Source organism: Glycomyces buryatensis (genome assembly GCF_004912275.1).
Lineage (GTDB): Bacteria > Actinomycetota > Actinomycetes > Mycobacteriales > Micromonosporaceae > Glycomyces > Glycomyces buryatensis.
In genome coordinates, this window is sequence record NZ_STGY01000056.1 from 1 (window position 1) to 17,403 (window position 17,403).

At 67.8% G+C, this 17,403-nt stretch carries 17 protein-coding genes, 1 tRNA gene and 1 pseudogene; 9 read left to right on the forward strand and 10 right to left on the reverse strand.

Translation table 11 applies throughout. The features are described from left to right. The first annotated feature begins 30 nt into the window (after positions 1–30). On the forward strand, positions 31–237 hold the full coding sequence (locus FAB82_RS14465; RefSeq protein WP_136535251.1) for a ribbon-helix-helix protein, CopG family: 207 nt from the start codon (positions 31–33) through the stop codon (positions 235–237). Next, positions 238–345, forward strand: a pseudogene (locus tag FAB82_RS28610) (VapC toxin family PIN domain ribonuclease); the annotation flags it as partial. It abuts the gene before it with no gap. A gap of 61 nt (positions 346–406) precedes the next feature. Here the strand turns inward: FAB82_RS28610 and FAB82_RS14475 are convergent. From FAB82_RS14475 to FAB82_RS14490, 4 genes are all read right to left on the reverse strand, one after another. Next, positions 407–1,867, reverse strand: coding sequence for a glycoside hydrolase family 43 protein (locus FAB82_RS14475; RefSeq protein ID WP_136535252.1), 1,461 nt, complete (start codon positions 1,865–1,867; stop codon positions 407–409). A gap of 89 nt (positions 1,868–1,956) precedes the next feature. Further along, a complete protein-coding gene (locus FAB82_RS14480; RefSeq protein ID WP_136535253.1) occupies positions 1,957–3,114 on the reverse strand; it encodes a hypothetical protein in 1,158 nt (385 codons plus the stop codon). A gap of 272 nt (positions 3,115–3,386) precedes the next feature. Further along, positions 3,387–3,995 carry a VOC family protein gene (locus FAB82_RS14485; RefSeq protein ID WP_136535254.1) on the reverse strand — a complete coding sequence of 203 codons (609 nt, stop codon included), beginning with the start codon at positions 3,993–3,995 and terminating at the stop codon, positions 3,387–3,389. 159 nt (positions 3,996–4,154) lie between these two features. Next, complete coding sequence (locus FAB82_RS14490; protein WP_136535255.1) at positions 4,155–5,654, reverse strand: FAD-dependent oxidoreductase; 1,500 nt, start codon at positions 5,652–5,654, stop codon at positions 4,155–4,157. A 110-nt stretch (positions 5,655–5,764) separates the two neighbouring features. On the opposite strand from FAB82_RS14490, the gene FAB82_RS14495 reads away from it, so the two are divergent. Further along, complete coding sequence (locus FAB82_RS14495) at positions 5,765–6,121, forward strand: ArsR/SmtB family transcription factor (protein WP_136535256.1); 357 nt, start codon at positions 5,765–5,767, stop codon at positions 6,119–6,121. Between the two features lie 71 nt (positions 6,122–6,192). On the opposite strand, the gene FAB82_RS14500 is transcribed toward FAB82_RS14495, so the two are convergent. Beyond that, entirely contained in the window at positions 6,193–7,251 is a 1,059-nt protein-coding gene (locus FAB82_RS14500; RefSeq protein ID WP_211116603.1) for a rhamnogalacturonan acetylesterase, read from the reverse strand. 259 nt (positions 7,252–7,510) lie between these two features. Here FAB82_RS14500 and FAB82_RS14505 point away from each other — a divergent pair, with 259 nt between their 5' ends. Beyond that, positions 7,511–8,275, forward strand: a complete 765-nt coding sequence (locus tag FAB82_RS14505; protein ID WP_136535257.1) for an SDR family oxidoreductase — start codon at positions 7,511–7,513, stop codon at positions 8,273–8,275. A 79-nt stretch (positions 8,276–8,354) separates the two neighbouring features. On the opposite strand, the gene FAB82_RS14510 is transcribed toward FAB82_RS14505, so the two are convergent. Then, entirely contained in the window at positions 8,355–9,572 is a 1,218-nt protein-coding gene (locus FAB82_RS14510; RefSeq protein WP_425461587.1) for an endo-1,4-beta-xylanase, read from the reverse strand. Between the two features lie 229 nt (positions 9,573–9,801). On the opposite strand from FAB82_RS14510, the gene FAB82_RS14515 reads away from it, so the two are divergent. Further along, entirely contained in the window at positions 9,802–10,257 is a 456-nt protein-coding gene (locus FAB82_RS14515; protein ID WP_211116605.1) for a hypothetical protein, read from the forward strand. Positions 10,258–10,264: 7 nt separating this feature from the next. On the opposite strand, the gene FAB82_RS14520 is transcribed toward FAB82_RS14515, so the two are convergent. Together FAB82_RS14520 and FAB82_RS14525 are read right to left on the reverse strand one after the other, a co-directional pair. Further along, on the reverse strand, positions 10,265–10,906 hold the full coding sequence (locus FAB82_RS14520; RefSeq protein WP_136535259.1) for a hypothetical protein: 642 nt from the start codon (positions 10,904–10,906) through the stop codon (positions 10,265–10,267). Positions 10,907–11,108: 202 nt separating this feature from the next. Continuing rightward, positions 11,109–11,732 carry a hypothetical protein gene (locus tag FAB82_RS14525; protein WP_136535260.1) on the reverse strand — a complete coding sequence of 208 codons (624 nt, stop codon included), beginning with the start codon at positions 11,730–11,732 and terminating at the stop codon, positions 11,109–11,111. A gap of 422 nt (positions 11,733–12,154) precedes the next feature. Here FAB82_RS14525 and FAB82_RS14530 point away from each other — a divergent pair, with 422 nt between their 5' ends. After that, positions 12,155–14,197, forward strand: coding sequence for a discoidin domain-containing protein (locus FAB82_RS14530; protein ID WP_136535261.1), 2,043 nt, complete (start codon positions 12,155–12,157; stop codon positions 14,195–14,197). Positions 14,198–14,442: 245 nt separating this feature from the next. On the opposite strand, the gene FAB82_RS14535 is transcribed toward FAB82_RS14530, so the two are convergent. Further along, positions 14,443–14,518: transfer RNA gene (locus FAB82_RS14535), tRNA-Ala, on the reverse strand. A 322-nt stretch (positions 14,519–14,840) separates the two neighbouring features. Between FAB82_RS14535 and pcaD the strand changes: the two genes are divergently transcribed. The 3 genes from pcaD (at position 14,841) to FAB82_RS14550 (ending at position 16,656) form a co-directional block, all read left to right on the forward strand. Continuing rightward, positions 14,841–15,608 carry a 3-oxoadipate enol-lactonase gene (gene pcaD, locus FAB82_RS14540; RefSeq protein WP_168801602.1) on the forward strand — a complete coding sequence of 256 codons (768 nt, stop codon included), beginning with the start codon at positions 14,841–14,843 and terminating at the stop codon, positions 15,606–15,608. Beyond that, positions 15,605–15,928 carry a hypothetical protein gene (locus FAB82_RS14545; RefSeq protein ID WP_136535263.1) on the forward strand — a complete coding sequence of 108 codons (324 nt, stop codon included), beginning with the start codon at positions 15,605–15,607 and terminating at the stop codon, positions 15,926–15,928. The genes pcaD and FAB82_RS14545 overlap by 4 nt, the downstream gene beginning before the upstream one ends. Positions 15,929–16,005: 77 nt before the next feature. Next, positions 16,006–16,656: an HAD family hydrolase gene (locus tag FAB82_RS14550; RefSeq protein WP_136535264.1), complete on the forward strand. Its 651-nt coding sequence runs from the start codon at positions 16,006–16,008 to the stop codon at positions 16,654–16,656. A 22-nt stretch (positions 16,657–16,678) separates the two neighbouring features. On the opposite strand, the gene FAB82_RS14555 is transcribed toward FAB82_RS14550, so the two are convergent. Further along, a complete protein-coding gene (locus tag FAB82_RS14555) occupies positions 16,679–17,338 on the reverse strand; it encodes a phosphotransferase family protein (RefSeq protein WP_136535265.1) in 660 nt (219 codons plus the stop codon). Between the last annotated feature and the right edge of the window lie 65 nt (positions 17,339–17,403).

Below are 17,403 nucleotides of genomic sequence, written 5' to 3' on the forward strand. Positions count from 1 at the left end.
AATTCCCAGAAGGACCCTAAGAAGCGCACCATGGTCTACGCGGACGAGGAAGACCTCGCGATCATCAAGGAAGCCGCGCAGCGGTACGGCGTGTCGGAGGCGGAGATCATCCGCGATGCGATCCATCGAGCCGCCATGTCGAGCCGGATCTGGGACGAGTCGTTTTTCAGGAAGACGTACAGGCGGATTCGCGATGAGAGCGACCAGGAAGCGAACGACGCTGTCTGGGAGGGGTAGGCCGAGTACGAGACTGACGCGATCCTCACCCTCGACCGTCGTGACTTCCGGGCGATCACGCCACTGACCCAGTTCAAGGCGTTCCGGCTGCTCCCCGACGACCTCTGACCGGAAGGCACGGCGAACCACCGGACCGGGCCCTCCGGTCAGGTTTCACCGCCCGCACGACTCAGCTCGGCCGGTACTCCACCTTCTGCAAACGGCTTCCCGGCCCCGCCGCCTCCACCGCGAGCATCCGTCCGGTGAAGCCGGTGGTGACCTCGGTGGAGAGGTAGCGGCCGTCGAAGCGGCCGAGTTCGCGCGGGCCGTCGCCCGCGTCGAAGGACAGGACGATGTCGTCGGGTCCGATGGTCACCGGAGAGGCGCCCTCGGTCCGGGGATCGACGGCGTCGATTCGCAGCACCACGTCCTCGCCCGGGCAGGGAACGGAGCCGAGTTCGTGGCGCAGGCCGCCGATGACGACGACGGCGCTGACCTGCCCCTCCGCGTAATTCAGCCCGTAGACGTGGCGGTCGTCCATGAGGACGCCGAGGCGCCCCGATCCGGAGAAGACCGCTTCGGCGCCCCACCGCAGGTCGCGGATGCGCGCGCACAGCGGCCCCGCCCCTTCCTGAAGGGCCACACCGCCATCGGGGTGCCCCACCACGACGGCCTCGGGCTCTGAGCCCGGTGCGACCCACCGCTGGTCGAGGCCGACGCCGGTGAAGTCGTCGGTGAAGGCGGTATCGGTCGCGGGGATCTGGAAGCGGTCCTCGTCGAAGACCGGCCAGCCGTCCACCCATTCGATGCCGGCTAGGAACGTCTCGCGGCCGAGCACGTGGAACTGGGGCGTGAATCCTCCCGGACGGACCGCCAGGTACACGGCGGCCCAGGTGCCGTCCGGGGACTGGACGAGGTCGGCGTGGCCGGTGTTCTGGACCGGCTTCGCGGTGCTGCGGTGGGAGAACACGGGGTTGTCCGGGCACGGCTCGAACGGTCCTTCGGGCCGTTCGCCGCGCGCGATGGTGACGGTGTGGCCGCGTTCGGTCCCGCCCTCGGCCAGCATCAGATACCAGTACTCGCCGATCCGGTACAGGTGCGGCGCTTCGGGAGCGGCCAGGCCCAGGCCCTGCCACACCGGATACGCCTCGCCCTTGAACTCGCCGGTCTCCAGGTCCAGGCGGGCCTGGAAGATCCCGTCGTTCCCGTCGTTGAAGCCCTTCCACGTCAGGTAGCACTGGCCGCTCTCGTCCCAGCACAGGTCGGGGTCGATGCCGGCGGCTCCCGGCACGATGACCGGGTCGCTCCAGGGCCCGGATGGGTCCTCGGCGGTGACGATGAGCTGCCCGGCCTCGCCCACATTGGTGGTCACGAAGTAGAAGCGTCCATCGTGGTGGCGCAGGGTGGAGCCGTAGATTCCGCCCGAGTGCCACCAGTTGTTCCGCAGGAACTGCGAGCGCCGGTCGAGGATGTTCCCGATCTGCTTCCACGACAACAGGTCGCGGCTGTGGAAGATCGGCGCGCCCGGGAAGTATTCGAAGCTGGAGTTCGCCAGGTAGTAGTCGTCGCCGACCCGGCAGATCGTGGGGTCCGGGTAAAACCCGGGGATGATCGGGTGCTCGGCCGCCGGCAGCGGCGTCGGGTTCGTCATCGGGTCTCCTCCGAGGTCAGGCGGCGATACCGGGCGCGTCTGCGGGCGCTCCAATGTGACTTCGCGGTCAGACGGCCCGGCACCAAGGATCACATGAGATCCTGGGCGGTCTCCAGGTAGCCCTTCATCTCCTCCTGCCAGGCGTACGTCTCGTCCTCGATGTCGACGTAGTAGCCCAGCTGCGCCTGCTGCCACGCGTGCTCGGCGGCATCGCGGTAACCAGTCTCGTCGCCGCATTCGGAGAAGTTGAGGGCCATGTCGGTCTCGAAGGCGAACCAGCCTTCCAGATCGTCGGCGGCGGGCACGTCCTCGGGCGGGTCGGCCCAGGTGCCCTCCCCGTACGCGATGGATGCCACTGCCGAACCCCAGCCGGCCGCTTCGAGATACTCATTGACGGCCAGTCTGCCGACCGCGAATTCCCAACGGCCCCAACCGCGTCCGTCCAGGCAGTCGAGGTAGTCCGGTTCGGCGTCCGCGATACCGTCCAGGTAGCGGGCTTCGATCTCCTCGAAGTCGCCCACGGGAGCGGGCGGCCGGGCGGTCCACTCGGTCCAACCCTCCTCGTCGTTCTCCGAGGCCGTCACCCCGCCGTAGACCGCCTCGATCATCTCCAGCTCGCAGCCGCCGAGCGGAGGATTCGTGTAGTCGTCTTCGGAGTGCTCGACGCCGATCAGCTCGCCCCGGTGCTCGGTCGCCCATTCCTCGCCCATATAGGCCGTGTACCAGGCGAACTGGTCCTCCGCGCTCAAGGCGAAGAACTCGGAATCGGGCTCGTCCGCCTCCCCCAGGAACTCCTCGGCCATCCACCCCATTCCGTCGTCCTCCAGCCCCGCGACGATGTCCTGGTCGTGCAGGTCCCACAGCTCGTCGCTGAAGAACTCCTCGGCGCCTTCCGCGCTCGTCCACTGCCAGAATCCGCGAACGGCCGCGTCGTCGGCGGTCAGGAGCCAGCTGTCGTACGGCGGCTGCGAGAGGAACGAATCCCGCTCGTCGCTGGTGGTGTCCGTGAACTCGTCCGGGGAGTGGACGGTGAAGCCGCGGTCCTCCAGGCAGGTCTGCACGATCCGGTCCCCGGCGGCGTCCAGCTCATTGGTGAGACGGACCGACTCGTTGTACATGTCCGTCAGGCGGTCTTCGTTCGCGGAGAAGTCGAGCTCCTCCTCGCCCCCGAACAGGGAGCAGCCGGCCGTGGCCGAGGCGGTCGCGAGGGCCAGCAGTGCTATTCGGGCGGTTCGTTTGCGCGACAAAACGGTTCCCTTCATCGTGGCTTCGACCTACTTACGTCCACCGGCCCGGGTGGGTTGCGGGCGAGTGCGACGCGATCGAGAGTTCACCTCCCGTCTAGAGGCCGTGCCGTTGAGAGGCCTTGCCATTTAGAGGAAAGCGACTGAGTTGGACAGGTCTGGGCGCAGGACCTGTTCCGGCCCGCGCCGATCGACGAACCGACCGACCCGGCGCAACCGACGGTCTGCATCGAACGCTCCGGCGGCGACACCCGCTGCCCCGGCGGCTGAACACGTCAGGCGGCTTCCCAGACGAATCCGTCCGGGTCGGTGAAGGTCCCGGCATCGCCGCGGATAACGATGCGGTGCGAGCCGGAGCCGTCGGGGGAGACCCCGGCGTTCTTGGCGGCGGCCTTGCGTCCGTAGAGGGAGAGCTTGATGTGCTTGTCCGCAGTGGCGAACTCGACGTACTTGCTGCCGAAGCTCTTCGAGACCTCCAGTCCCTTGCCGACATAGAACTTCTTGGTGGCGGCGACGTCGTCGACGCCGAGCAGGATCACGATGTCGTCGATCTCCCGGGTGGCGAGGCCGGTGTCCTTCTTCGAGGAGCTGGCGATCGTCCAGATGGTCCCGTCCGGGGCCTGGAGGGCGCTGCCGTAGCCCCAGAAACTCTTCGTGGCTGGCTTGATCTCGGTGGCGCCCGCTTCGAGGGCGGTGGAGTGGAGGCTGTCGACGGTGCTCGGCTGCGAGACGATGAGCGACATCGTAAACCCGCGGAATCCGGAGGTCGGGGCCTCGGAGGCGCGGAAGCCGAGCTCGTCGCCGAGCCCGAAAGCGGCGGCGTAGAAGGCCTCGGCGGCCGCGGTGTCGGGGGTTTCGATGATGACGGTTTCGATGGCGGTCATGGCAGGTCCCTTCGGTGGTCCGGGAGGCTTTTTCCTCCCGCGCTGTTCATATAGACAACGCTATTTCGACCACCGCTGCCTGCGCTTCTTGATTCCTGACCACTCCGAAAGCGGCTCGATTCGGGCCCGGCCGGCCCGTCGTACCGTCCGGGGCGGTGGTCAGCCGCAGCAGCCGCCGGACTGCAGCTGGGGCAGCTCGACGCGTTCGCCCGCACGTCCATGGAGCACTCCTGTGGACAGGCCGCGTGCGGGAACCGCGACCGGTTCGGGCTCGGTGGTTCCGCAGCCCGACGCTTCGGTGCCGCAACCGGTCTCGGCGTCGGTGCCGGCCGCGGCGCCGGTGCCGCAGCAACCCGCGTCCTCGGTCGCATCGGCAATGGTCGTGGCGTCCAGGGCCCGACTGGAGGAGCAGACCCCGGTCTCGGGCAGGTCGAGCTCGACCTTGTCGGCCGCCTCGCGGTCCCCGGCCAGGGCGGCGGCGATGGAGCGGACCTGTTCGTAGCCGGTCGCGAGCAGGAACGTCGGCGCACGGCCGTAACTCTTGATCCCGGCGATGTAGAAGCCCTCGTCGGGGTGGGCCAGATCGGATTCGCCGTGCGCGGGGACGGTCCCGCAGGAGTGGAAGTTCGGGTCGATGAGCGGGGCGAGCTTCGCCGGGGCCTCGACGGCCGCGTCGAGATCGAGGCGGAGTTCGCGCAGGATCTCCAGGTCGGGCCGGAACCCGGTGGCGGCCGCGACATTGTCGACCTCCAGCTCGACGGCGAGGCTCCCGGTCTTGCCCTGCACCGTCACTGACCCGGCTGGGCCGGTTATGAATGCGTCGACCGCAAAACCGGTTACCAACTCGACCGCGCCGGACTCGACCAGCGCCTTGAGCCGGGTACCGATCGTGCCGCGCGCCGGGAGCGCGTCCGCCGACCCGCCACCGTAGACCTTTTCCGCACTGCGACCCCGGATCGCCCAGGTCACCGCGGTGTTCGGCTCCGTCTCCGCCAGTTCAGCCAATAGCAGCAGGGTGTTCGCGGCGGAATGCCCGGCGCCGACCACGAGAGTCCGCTTGCCCGCGAAGCGATCTCGTTCTGCCCCGAGCACATCTGGCAGCGGGCCGACCTGCCACGGCGCGCCCGATTCCTCGCCGGGGGCGGCCAGGCCGTGCGCGCCGAGCGGGTTCAGCCGTCCCCACACACCGGAGGCGTCGATGACCGCGTCCGCGACTACATCGGACCATTCTCCCCGCTCATTCACGGTGCGCAGCAGGTAGGACCGGCCGTCCCGGCCGAGCGTGCGGGTCTTGTCCGCGCCCAGTCTCGCCACTCCGGTGACGCGGGTGCCTAGGCGCAGATGGTCGCTCAGGAGCCCGGCGAGGGGCTCGAGGTACTGGGCCACCAGTTCGGCCCCGGTCGGCAGGCCGTCAGGTTCGGGCTCGGTCCAACCGGTGGGTTGCAGCAAACGCCGTGCGGCGGAGTCGATGTCGTAGCGCCACGGGGAGAACAGCCGGATGTGCCCCCACTGCCCGATTGAGTCACCGGCCCGCGTCCCCGCTTCGAGCACGATCGGGGTGATGCCGCGTTCGACCAGGTGAGCCGCGGCGGCCAGACCCACGGGCCCGGCACCGATGACGGCAACCGTCTTGACTTGGCGGCGAATTGGGTTCGACATGATGCCCTCCGGACTCCAGGGTTGCGATCGCGTTCCTCGCGGTCGCATCAACTGAAGTAATTAATATCAGCGATTGCTGTTGATAGCAAGTTCTGTGGTTTACTTGACTCATGACGCGCACGATCGAGATCACGCCGAAGCCGGCCGCCGCCGAGCCCGACGAAGACCTGATCGACCGCGCCCGAGGCCTGGCCCCCCAGTTCAAGGCCCTCGCCGACGAGAACCGGCTGGCGATCGTCCTGCTCCTGTCCGAGCGCTCCCGCACCGTCCGCGAACTCACCGAGGCCACCGGCCTCGCTCAAACCCTCGTCTCCCACCACCTCGCCCCGCTGCGAGAACTCGGCCTGGTCTCGGTCACTCCCAAGGGCCGCAGCAATGTCTACTCCCTGTGCTGCGACGCCTTCACCGCCCCCATGCGAGCCCTCGCCGGACTCACGGGCCCGACCGAAACCGACTCCGGCTGCTGAGCTCGCCCGGGCGATTTCCCGCAAGCGCCCGTTGGGCCCCGGACTCGAACTCAGTCCAGGGCCCTCGTCAGTCAGCGGAACAGGTCGGCGGGAAGCACTTCCTGGGTCCGCAGTTCGTCGAGCACGAGCCGCGCGAACTCGGTCGCTCCGTGCTCCGAGGTGTGCGTGTTGTCGCCGGCCTCATTGGTGAGGAACAGGGCCTCGGACCCTTCCGGACCGAGCTCCTCCACCTGCTGCTTGGTGAGCGCGGTCAGGTCGATGAGGTCCACGTCCTCGGCCGTGGCCAGGCTCCGCATCTCGGCGGGCAGATCGACGCCGAGCCCGTTGACGTGCAGGGCGGTGCCGTTGTTCAGCGTGCCGTCGTCATTGAACCAGCGGCGGACGATCGGTGTGACGAGGACGGGCGTGCCGCCTTGATCCCGGACGCCGTCGATCAGGCCGGTGAGATTGGAACGGAAGTCCTGGGCGCTCGTCTGCTTGTCGTTGTGCCCGAACTGGATGAGCACCACGTCTCCGTCGTTGATGAGCGGGCGCATCGTCGGGAAGAGCCGCGAGTTGGCCAGGAAGGATCCGGAGCTTTCTCCTGAATCGGCGTAGTTCGCGACCGACAGGTCTTGGGTGAAGAACTGCGGGATCTGTTGCCCCCAACCGGTGTACGGGCGCACATGCTGGTCGCAGACGGTGGAGTCGGCGGCGAGGAAGAGCTGCTGCTCCTCGCCGGCGGTGACGGTGAGATCGCTCAGTTGCGGCGCCTGGCCGCCGAAGTACAGGTCGAGACCGGGGCTGCCGGTGTCACCGGTCGGCTGGCCCTCCGGGTCGCGGACGTTGACGGTGAAGCTCTCGGTGACCTGCTCCCCTGCGGCGGTCGCCGTCTCCCCGAGCATGGCGCGCCGGGCCTCGGCTGTGACGACGGTGGAACCCGCGTCCTCACCGCCGAGGACGGCGGTGACTTGGTAGGTGCCCGGGGCGACGTCGAAGTGGCAGACGATGGGCGCCGTGCCGGTGCAGCCTTCGACCGCCTGCGAGTCAACTTTCGGCTCGGCCCATGCGGGGCCGCTGGACAGGGCGGGAATCAGGACGGCGGCGCAGACGGCCGCCGAAATTGCGGCAGCACGAGGTGTGGGATTCACTGTGAATCCTCCGTTCGGTAGAGATGCCGTACGTGCGCTGGTCGGCCGCGTGCCGGGGGCGGTGCGACGCTGACACGGCTGTGAACGATCACAGCCAGACAAAGCATAGACAATCGTCCATTTGTGGTCAAGGGGTTCGAACCCCAAGGGGCCGCTGCCGAATCCGGGAACGAGCGGCCATCGAGACCGCCAGCCGGTCACAAAACGTCCGGCTCATACGTCATAGCGCCAGACAGTCTCTCCCCGAAAGGAATTCGTCATGAGCGAGCACCTCGCCAACCGCAAGATCGCCCTGGTCACCGGGGCGAACAAGGGAATCGGCCGCGCGGCCGCCGAGCAATTCGCCGCACTGGGCATGACCGTCCTCATCGGATCCAGGGATCCGCGGCGGGGCGAAGCTGCCGCCGCCGCAGTGCGGTCGGCCGGGGGCGATGCTGAGGCGCTAGTCCTGGACGTCACCGACCAGAGCACCGTCCGGGCCGCCGCGAAGCAGATCGAGGACCGCTTCGGGCACCTCGACGTGCTGGTCAACAATGCCGGGATCTCCGGTTCCGGGCAGGCCTCACCGGCCGACGCCCTCGACCGGGTCCCGAGCGAGGTCGATCTCGATCTGGTCCGAGAAGTGTTCGAGACCAACGTCTTCGGGGTGATCGCGGTGACCAATGCGATGCTCCCGCTGCTGCGACGGTCGAAGGCGCCGCGCATTGTCAACCTGACCAGCCACGCCGCTTCGCTGACCCTCTACGCCGACCCGGACGGCCCCTTGGCGGGGCTCCCGTCGGCCGCGTATTCGCCGTCCAAGACCGCGCTCAATGCGGTGACCGTGCAGTACGCGAACGAACTGCGCACCGAGGGCATCCTCGTCAACGCCTTCGCCCCCGGCTACGTCGACACCGATATCAACGGCCACACCGGGATCCTCACCCCCGCGCAGGCGGCGGCGGGCGTGGTGCGGCTGGCCGTGCTCGACGCGGACGGACCCACCGGCGCCTTCCACAGCGAAGACGGGCCCATCCCCTGGTAATCCCTTCGCGAGCGGGCCGGCCCGTCGCCGCGCACACCGGCTGACCACGGCGTCCGCTTCGGCATACGCGGGCGCCGTGTCAGGCGATGGCGGCCGCCAGGTGGGACTCTCCGGGTTCATCGAGGTGGAACTCGGCCTTTCGGCCTTGGCAGGTGACGCGGTAATCGCCCAGGAAGCCATTGAAGCGAAGGCGGCCTTCGGCGTCAGTCGCGATCGTCGTGGCCGGTGTGCCCCATTCGCCGTTGACGAGGTGGTGGAGGCGGTCGTACGAGGGCTTCGGGGTGCCGTCGGCGCGGACGAAACCGCCCGGCGCGCCGAGCCACATGCCGGCGTCGCCCATGCCCCAGTAGGTGATCGCCTCGACCAAGGGGTGCGCGAGCAGGGTCTTGTAGTGGCGTTCGATCTCGTCCGCTTGGCGGGCTTCGCCTTCGGGCGTGGAGGGCCAGGAGTCGATCTGGTAGTCGTTCAGGTCGACGATCTCGGCCGGCATGGGATGTCCTGAGAGGATGGTGGTTTCGGTGAAGTGGATCGGAAGGCCATAGCGCGAGAAGCGATCGAGGACGGCCTCGGTCTTCTCCTCGCCCCAGTAGCCCTGATGCATGTGGCTCTGCAGGCCCAGCGCGTCGATCTTGATGCCGGATTCGAGGACGCCTTCGATGAGGCATTCGTAGGCCGCGGACATGTCGAAGTCGTTGAGCAGCAGCGTCGCGTTCGGACTCGCCTCACGGGCGGCGTCGAAGACCATGCGCACCATCGGGATGCGGCCGATGTCGCGACACACGCGGGTGATGCCGTTGTCGTACTTGTCGAAGATCGGCATGATGACGACCTCGTTGATGACGTCCCACATATCGATGACGCCGGCGAAGTCGCCGACCTCGCGCGTGATGCGCTCGACCTGGGCGCGGGCGATCTCCTCGTTGTCGAGGTCGAGAAGCCATGGGGCGGTGACGGTGTGCCACGCGAGCGGGTGGCCCTTGACGGGATGGCCGCGGTCGGCGAACCATCGCGCCGTCTGGAGGAGCCGCTGCGTGTCGGGCTTACCGCGCTCGGGTTCGAAACGGCCCCAATAGAAGGGCAGCGTGGCGAAGTTGAACAGCCCCTCCCATTGCTCGGCGCTGCGCGCGTCCCGTTCTGGATCCGCGGAGGTGCCGTTGGCGAGGTCGGCGAACTCGAAGCCGGTGCACCCGAAGAGGAACTTGTGGCGCGTCTGCTCCAGCTCGACCTCGCGGCCGATGAGGGGCTCGCCGTCGAGGGTGAGCGTGACCGTCGCGTCGGCGGTGCGGTGCCGCTTGATTCTCACGTCTCTGAAAGTTTCGGTCATTATGGGGCCACTTTCCATGAAAGTTTCGATGCGTCTGTATTCCAGCAGCTCTGCGGCCTCGGGTCAAGAGCCGCGGGAGGAACGACGGCGAGAACGTGCTGCCGCATAGTCGGCGCAAGCGGAATCCCTATCAGCGCCATGCGCCTCGCAAGATTGGGTCCGAGGCTGCTCCTGCCCATCCAGGTCGAGAAGCACTTGCGCGGTGATCTGCGAGAACGCGGTGTTGCGCGGGTCTGCGGTCGCCGGCGATCAGCCGGTGCTTGTCGACGACCACGTCTTCGTGGGGCCGCATGCCACGCTCCTGGGCTGCGAGGTCGGCAGGTGCGTCTATGTGGCGACCGCGGCGACGGTCCTGCAGTGCGCACGGTTGGGGGCCGGCTCGGTTGTCGCTGTCGGCGCGCTCGTCCATGCGCGCACCGTTCTGCCGGACGAGTACTTCGTGCCGCCGCACACGGTTGCGCTTGACGCGCCGGTGCGGCTGCTGGCCCCTGGCGATCCGGGCCTGGCCGAGGCCGTCAGGCGGGTGGGCTTCGCGCAGGTGGCATTCGGCGTCGACGCGGAGTGGACCGACCGGATCAGCCGGTACGAGCACATCGCGGAGGTGCGCGTCGCCGAGTTCGGCACGCACGCGGACGATGAGGTTCTGAATCTCGGCTAGCGCCGCATCAGCGACCCTTGTACTTGTGGTGAGGTGAGGAGGTCTTCCTGACGTGCGGTAACGGGCTGTCGATGCCCAGAGCGATGCTGGAACCGTCAGGGAACTCCAAGAGGTGGAAGACGCCCTCCTTGGATCCCTTGGGCTTCATCTGGTCTCGCCCGCGGTCGTGGTACCTGTCGGCGGTCAGCTCGAATACCGGTACGGTCTTCACCGGGCCGAGCGGCCGGTCCCCCTGATCGGCGGACCACTCGTCAGGCAGGTTGCCGAGGTGCAACTTCAGCAGATCGAGGTGCTCCTTGGTCGATGCAGGGGCTGCCTCCCGCTGGTCCTGATCTCGCACCTCAACGAAGGCGAAACGCTGGTCGGTGAGGACCCAGACGCCGGTCTTGGTTCGCGCGGAGTCGGCCAGCGACGCGGCCCGGCAGTCCGATTGCGAACCTGAGACCGTCACCGGCACCACTCCCCTGCCCTCTTCCGGGAAGTCATAATGGTGCAAGAAAAATTCAACCAGCTTGACGATCAGCCTGATCGAAGCGAGCAGTATCCACTTCAACGCGGACAGGACGGCAAATCGCTTCGGGTTCCCGTCTCGTTGCCGACCCCGCACATCGTAGGCGGTGTTCGTGGGCGACGTCCCGAACGCGAACAAGACCTCCTCTTCGGGGCGCAGGAACTGCGAATGCATCACCGGCCGTGTGTCGAGTTCCGGATTGAAACCCCGGTACTGAATCTTCGCCACGATAATCCGTCCTTATAACTGATTTCAAGATTCTGTCGCGTCAGAACGTGTGAGCAGCGCAAATGTTGGCTCTGAGGTGAACTTCAGTGCCGGGGAAAGCGTCAAGTCCTTGTCAGGCATACGCCTCGAAGCGTTCGAACGCTTGACCGGCCAGCGCCTCGGCGAGGTCGAGCGCGTCGGCCGTGTCGAATTCGCCGAGCTCGGACCGCAGGAAGACGCCGATAAACAACTGGTCGCCCGCCCCGTGCAGATTGAAGACCTGCCCCGGCTCCGTCTCGTACGAGAGGGTGTACCCGGCAAGGACGCCGTTGTCGAAGTCCTCGACCGTGTGGGACGGGTCGATCTCCCAGAATCGACGACCCTCGTCCAGCACACTCGCCGGGTCATCGGCGGTGTCGGTGGTGATGCCGATGCCGGCCCCGATGGTGAGTGTGATGCCGGAGTCCGAGGTGTATTTGCAGTAGAGTTGGCGCGCCTCGGAGTCGGGGAACTTGCCGCCGTCCGCTTTGGAGAGTTCGACCTCGCCCGCCGAGAACGTCTCGAATTCGGCGAGGTCGAAGTCCTCGCATGTGGCGCTGGAGAAGTCGGCTTCGATGTCGGGAGTGTCGTCACGGATGAGCTGGACGACCAGGTAGACGGCGGCCAGGGCGACAAGGCCCAGCCCGACAGCCAGGAGGGCGAAGAGCCGCTTCCGGGATCGGCTAGCTACTTGCGGCTGGTTCGAGGGGACGGTCAAGTGTTCGCTCCTGAGGGCAGGGCCAGACGTGGTGCGCCGTGCCGCTGTGACCGGGCCGAGGTGGCCCGCCGCAACCAGGGGGGTGCGGCGATGATGACGCTAGCGGGTCAGCACGTTCCGCGGGGGCCGTTGCGCCGGGCCCGCCATGCACCATCCATGCTTCTTTCATTGCGACGCCGACTGTTCTCCCTGCTGCTGAGACCAGTGCTCGCAGCAGCCGGGTGCCCGACCCGGAATCGTTCACAAAACTCCCGCCGGTGTCCCGCCGGTTCTCTGCCTCGTACCGGGACGGGAACGGTGCTTGACTGGTCCCTAAGTCTCCCAGGGTGATCGAGGCCGGAAGTCGATTCACTGCGCTGAGTCGTGTCGATGCTTTTGCGCTCGGGACCTCCCTATGCACAACCGCAGGAAGGTCAAGCACCATGACGAACAACGACGACTCCTCGTCGCCCCCAATGCCATCGCGCGGCGCTGTGAGTCGTCGTCGGCTACTCGCCTTCGTAGCGGGAGGCACCGCCGTGCTGGTCGCGGCGGGCGTCACCGCCATGACCGCCGGTTTCGCCACCGCACGGGAGACCGCAAGCGGGCAGACGGTCGCGGATCTGTCTGCCACCCTTGACGCTTCGGAGCAGGCGGCGGAGACGGTCCAGTTGCCGACAGGCGACCAGGTCCGGATGCTGCCGGACGGCACGATCGGGCTCCTGCCCGCAGAGGGCCGCGACGACGTCGAATTCCTCTCGGTCCCGGCCGCGGACGGCAGCGGCGACACGATCATCATCCCCCAAGATCGGGCCGAAGAACTGCGCTCGGGCACCGAAGACGCCCGCCGCTACAACGTCACCCGGCTCATCGCCGACGGCCATACCGACGCTGCCGACGTCGAGATGTCCGAGCTGGAGCGGTACGCGGGCCTGCCGCCGACGACCGCCGACACCGACACCGAGGCCGCTCAGACGCTCACTGTCACCACCAGAGACCGCTTCGGCGGCGTCCCCGACAACAGCGGCGTCATGTGGTTCGACACCGCCGATTTCGGCCACAACGGGACACTCGAGTTCGACGCCGACGGCATCGCCACCGCCGACCTCGCCCCCGGCGCCTATCTCCTCACCTACACGATCGGAAGCGACGCCACCGGCACCGAGCCGGGCGAGTCGGCCTACGGCATGAGCCATGTCGTGATCGCGGATCAGGGCATGGACCTCCTCCTCGACAGCGCCGAGGCCGAACCCGTCACCGTCGAGGTCGAACGTCCCGACGCGGCACTGGTCGACGACGCCCTGACGGTAGCCGCCAACGCTCCCGACGGCTCGCGCCTCTCCATCACCAGCTCCGGGGGAGATGGCACCAACCGCTACCTCATGCCGCAGACCGACGTGCCCGGGTACGACCTCGGCTTCCGATACCAGCAGACGCTGACCGGCTCCGAAGGCGGGCCCTACGAGTACAACCTCACCTTCGCCCAGCACGGCGGCCTTCCCGACGACACCGCCTTCAGCGTCGCCGACGACGAACTCGCGGCGGTCCAGACCGACTACCGCGGCTTCGGCGAAGACGTCGACGGCTACACCTGCAATAGCGGCGACCACGTCGAACCCATCGCCCCGCCCCGCTGCCTCCTGATGCCCACGCCGTTCCCCTCCGAACGCCTTCAACTCTTCACCGCCGATCCCGCGATCAGTTGGAGCAACTGGGTCGAAGGCGGACGGTACGACGCGGACAACCACCTGATCGACGGCTTCTACGAACTCGCGGACACCACCGTCTTCGAACCCGGCGAAACCGAACGGACGTTCCCGCATGGCCCCTTGACGTCGGGCGCGAGCGAGATGCTCCTCTACAACGAGGACGGCATCACCCGCATGGAGACCGGCGCCAACTTGGGTGCCAGTGTCAACGGCGAACGCGTGAACCTCATCGGTTACACCGGCGATGCGACCCTGTTCCTGGACGGCCAGGAGCTCGACCAGGTCGCCGACGTCGACCCGTCCGGCGGCTTCGGTTTCGATCTCGCCGAGCCCACTGCCGGCCGCTACACGCTGGCCGTCGACGGGACGCGCGGCACCGCGACCGGACCGTTCGCCACCGCGTCCGCTGTCGAATGGAACTTCGACCTCGATCCGGCCGCGGTCGACCCTGAGGGCCAGCTGCTGAGCCTCCCGGCGGTCGGCCTCACCGCCGACGGCGTCGACGGCGGCTGGACCGAGGACCGCGACCAGGAGATCACCCTCGAACTGGCGGACAAGGACGGCCAGGCCGTGACGGCCCGGGAAATGACCTTCGAAGTGTCCTACAACGACGGACGGACCTGGAAGACGGTCGACATCGATCACGATGGGAGCACCGCCACCGTCGAGCTCGACCACCCCCGGTACGCCCGGTACGTCTCGACCCGGATGACCGCGACCGACGAAGCGGGCACTGAGGTCGCCCAGACCACGATCCGCGCCTACGGCCTCCGCTGAGACACACCACAAGGCGGAAGTATGATGAGGTGTTCCAAGGATCTTGGACGAGCATGCGTCTTCCGCTGTGTCCGTGACGATGGGGGCGGTCTACCGCAAGCAGTAGCGGCCGGTCATCACCAAGGGCGCGGAATTGCTCGATACGGCATTCGGGGAGGGGCGAATCAAGGTCGAATAACCCGCCAATGGCCCCGAATATGGCCCCAATACGAAACGCCCGGGTGCGATCACCCGGGCGTTTTTGCTGGTGGAGCTTAGGAGATTCGAACTCCTGACCTTTTCCATGCCATGGAAACGCGCTACCAACTGCGCCAAAGCCCCTTGATTGGCGTTCCAGAGGTCGTAAAACCTTGGAACCGGGACTAGTTTACACAGTGTTGACGCGCCCCTCCATGGTGGGGCTGGAGACCCCGGTCACTCTTGATTTGGGGGTGAAGTTGCTGGTCAGAATGGGTATATGGCGGTTGAGTTCGCATGGTGATCCGGCAGGTCTCTGGGAAAGCCCGAAGCCCGCGCCTCCGAGGCGGGCTTCGGTGCATGCCGGGCCGCTGCGGTGGCACTCGCCACTGCCGACTGTGCGAGCCGTGGAGGACCTGCGAATCTAGTCTCAAGCGATCCAATGGAACCCGCGGAAGGCCACCGAATGATTCCTCACCACGTCACCGATGGCGACGGCGAGACCGTCGTCCTCATCAACTCGCTCGGCACCACGATCGACATGTGGGAGCCGCAGGTCGGCCCGCTGTCCGAGCGGTTCCGTGTCGTCCGCTTCGACACCCGCGGCCACGGGCGCACCCCCACCCCGCCCGGGGAGTGGACCGTCGACGACCTCGCCGGCGACATCATCGACCTGCTCGACCACCTCGGTGCCCGCAACGCCCACTTGGTCGGCGTCTCCCTCGGCGGCGCTACCGCGATGGCCCTCGCCGAGCACTACCCCGACCGCGTCGGACGCCTCGCGCTCATCTCCGCCGCCACCCGGATCGGCACCTACGACAGCTGGCGGGACCGCGCGACCACCGTGCGCGCCAATGGATGCCAGGCCGTGAGCGCGGGCGCGATGGACCGCTGGTTCTCCCCGGCCTTCCACCGGAGCCATCCCGAGACCGTCGCGGCCTTCCGCGAGCGCTTCGACGCCTGCGACCCCGAGGGCTACGCCGGCTGCTGCGACGCCATCGGCCGGATGGACCTCTCGGGCGCCCTCGGTCACGTCACGGCCGAAACGCTCATCGTGGTCGGCACCGACGACGAGGTCACCACCGTCGCCGACGCCCGGTTCCTCGCCGAGGGCATCCGCGGCAGCCGCCTCGTGCCCGTGCCCGGAGGCAAGCACCTCCTGACCGCCGAATTCGCCGACCTCACCAATCGACTCCTCGTCGACTTCCTCACTAGCAGCGCAGCGACCGCATGAGCGACGACGCGGACGAGGCCGTCACGGACGACCAGGCGGGCCGAGACGTGGGCAAGGGTGGTTTGCGGCGCGCGTTCTCACTGCTCGTGTACCGCATCCAGACCGTGTCGATCCTCGGGTACATGGGCGCCGCATCGATCATCGGGATCGAGGCGCTGGCCCTGGTCATCGGGTTCACGACCGCGCTGCCGATCGCGATCCCGTTCGTCGTGGTGATCCTGGGTACGGTGTATTTCCTGCGGGAGCGGCTGAAGGCCATATGGTCCGCGGTCCTCGCCCGGCTCGGCGGGTCCAAGCCGGCCGACGAGCGGGAGCGGTGAACCCGATCCCGTTGCCCGGGCTCGGATCCTGGGATTAGGACTCGCCTCGCGGGTGCCGAATCCGTAGAATCGCGCGCATGACCTTGCTGATGGCCGACCTCGACAACACCCTCATCGACCGCGACGCGGCGTTTCGGACCGGAGCGGTCGAGTTCCTGCTCGGGCACGACCTTCCCGAGGAGGACATCGACTGGATCATGCAGGTCGATGCCTCGGGGTACGCGCCGAGAACCGTTGTCGCGCAGGCCATCGTCGAACGCTACGGCAATGGGCTCGAAGCGGAGCGCATCATCGACTTCCTGCGGCGCGGCGCCAGGGAGCACGCCCGGGTCACTGCCGACACCGTCGCGGCCCTGGCCCGCGCCCGGGAGGCGGGGCATCGGCTCGTGATCGTCACCAATGGCGTCGTCGCGCAGCAGACCGGGAAGATCGAGTTCTCAGGGCTCCACGAGCTGGTCGACGGGTGGGTGGTCAGCGAGGGCGTCGGTTCGCGCAAGCCCGAGGCCGGGATCTTCGAGGCGGCGGCCGCCGTGGTCGGAGGGACGCTCGAGGGCGCATGGATGATCGGCGACCGCGACGACGCCGACATCCTCGGCGCGCACCGCCTCGGGATCAACAGCGTGTGGCTGCACCTGGATCGAGCCTGGTCGCAGCCGGACTACGCGCCGACCCACATCGCGGACACGGTCGCCGACGCGATCGACCACGCCGCCGGGCTCCGGGACTGAAATCGCCGCCTAGACGGGCGGATCACCAGGCCGCGGTGGCCGCCGCGCGCCGCTGCCACTGGCGGACGGCGGGGCCGCCCGAGTCCCGGCGGCGGCAGAACGCTTCGAGCTGGGCGCAGCGGGTGAGCATGGCGGCCTTGCGGATCGGCCAATCCGGGACCGGCCCCGCGTAGGCCGCGAAGAATCCGTCAACGGTGTCGATCCGATCCGGATGGTGGGTCCGCACGATCCATTCGCACCAGGCCAGGTCCTCGACCGGATCGCCGACGTGGGCGAATTCCCAGTCGACCACCGCAGTGACCTCGCACGTGACGGGGTCGAGCAGGAGGTTGTTCGGGCCGAAGTCCCCGTGAACAAGAACCTGTCCATCCACATCGGATCCGAGTAGGTCGGTGCCCTGGTCGTGAATGCGTCGCAGCACTCGGCCGCACGACCGCATCGCGTCCGCCGCTCGGTCGGTCTCCATGAGCTCCTGGCCCGGTGTCCCGGCGACGAGCCCGAGTTCGAGTGCGCCGCCGCGCTTCCCGAGCACCGGCGGCACCGGTACGGCGGCGCGAAGGCCGTCCAGCATCAGCCGTTCGCGTTCCATGCGCGAGTCGGCATCGGGGCCTTCGTAACGCTTCACCACGGTCCGAGCATCGGCGACGGTCCGGTTCGTGTAGCCGTGCTTGAGCGGACGCATCCGCCCATGCTCCCCGCTCAGGCGGCCGCGGGCACCCGAATTTCGCGGCGGCGGCCGATCGGGGC

Coding starts and splice junctions, on each gene's coding strand:
- pcaD (WP_168801602.1), top strand. CDS start 14,841: ATGATTCCTCACCACGTCACCGATGGCGACGGCGAGACCGTCGTCCTC.
- FAB82_RS14545 (WP_136535263.1), top strand. CDS start 15,605: ATGAGCGACGACGCGGACGAGGCCGTCACGGACGACCAGGCGGGCCGA.
- FAB82_RS14555 (WP_136535265.1), bottom strand. CDS start 17,338: ATGCGTCCGCTCAAGCACGGCTACACGAACCGGACCGTCGCCGATGCT.
- FAB82_RS14530 (WP_136535261.1), top strand. CDS start 12,155: ATGACGAACAACGACGACTCCTCGTCGCCCCCAATGCCATCGCGCGGC.
- FAB82_RS14505 (WP_136535257.1), top strand. CDS start 7,511: ATGAGCGAGCACCTCGCCAACCGCAAGATCGCCCTGGTCACCGGGGCG.
- FAB82_RS14550 (WP_136535264.1), top strand. CDS start 16,006: ATGACCTTGCTGATGGCCGACCTCGACAACACCCTCATCGACCGCGAC.
- FAB82_RS14495 (WP_136535256.1), top strand. CDS start 5,765: ATGACGCGCACGATCGAGATCACGCCGAAGCCGGCCGCCGCCGAGCCC.
- FAB82_RS14465 (WP_136535251.1), top strand. CDS start 31: ATGGTCTACGCGGACGAGGAAGACCTCGCGATCATCAAGGAAGCCGCG.
- FAB82_RS14475 (WP_136535252.1), bottom strand. CDS start 1,867: ATGACGAACCCGACGCCGCTGCCGGCGGCCGAGCACCCGATCATCCCC.
- FAB82_RS14485 (WP_136535254.1), bottom strand. CDS start 3,995: ATGACCGCCATCGAAACCGTCATCATCGAAACCCCCGACACCGCGGCC.
- FAB82_RS14490 (WP_136535255.1), bottom strand. CDS start 5,654: ATGTCGAACCCAATTCGCCGCCAAGTCAAGACGGTTGCCGTCATCGGT.